The 904-nt window shown below is 38.3% G+C and carries 1 protein-coding gene; it reads left to right on the forward strand.

The features are described from left to right. Positions 1-904: anthranilate synthase component I family protein (locus A3761_RS21020; protein WP_197473159.1), on the forward strand; the 904-nt coding region annotated here is incomplete at both ends.

Raw genomic sequence — 904 nt, forward strand, 5'->3', positions numbered from 1 at the left:
CACCACGCTGCCCTCTCGATTTGCGAGACAAGATTGAAAATATTATTTCCGATACCCACGAAAAGAACGCCACATATAAACATAAGCAGCAAACTAACAAGCCTAACTGGCAGAAGACCATTTCATATCAGCGTTATTCAGAAGCTTTTGAGCAAATACAAAGCTACATAATTGCCGGAGACTGTTATCAAGTAAATCTAACTCAGCGTTTTGAAGCAGATTTTGATGACCCATCACTCCCTTTGTATTTCCAACTCAGAGAAAAAGTCGATACGCCTTATTCAGCGTTCATCTCTTTTAGTGACGATCAACAGTTATTAAGCTTCTCGCCTGAACAATTTATTGGAATCAAGAATAAAGAAATAAACACAAAACCAATAAAGGGCACCGCTCAGAATACAAATAAAGCTGAAGCCCCGCAAAAATTGCAAGAAAGCACAAAAAACCAAGCCGAAAACTTAATGATTGTTGATTTACTTCGTAACGACCTAAGCAAAGTTTGTGAATTAGGCAGTGTTAAGGTGGAAAAGCTATTCGAACTTGAAACTTTCAAGAATGTACATCACCTAATTAGCCATATAAAAGGGAGGCTTAGGAAGGATGTTACCGAATTAGATGCATTTTTTGCCTGTTTTCCAGGTGGGTCTATTACGGGAGCTCCTAAAATTAGGTCAATGGAAATTATTAATGAGTTAGAAGGCTCCGGCAGAGACGCCTATTGCGGTTCAATTTTTTATCTAAATGGAAATGGAAATTTTGACAGTAATATACTTATTCGAACCATTGTGCATTCGGGAAATAAATTACATTGCTGGGGCGGCGGCGGAATCGTTCACGACTCAAACTGTAAAGAAGAGTATCTAGAAAGTTTAACTAAGGTCAGTAATTTAACGGGAATTTCGGA

The organism is Oleiphilus sp. HI0123 (assembly GCF_001635315.1).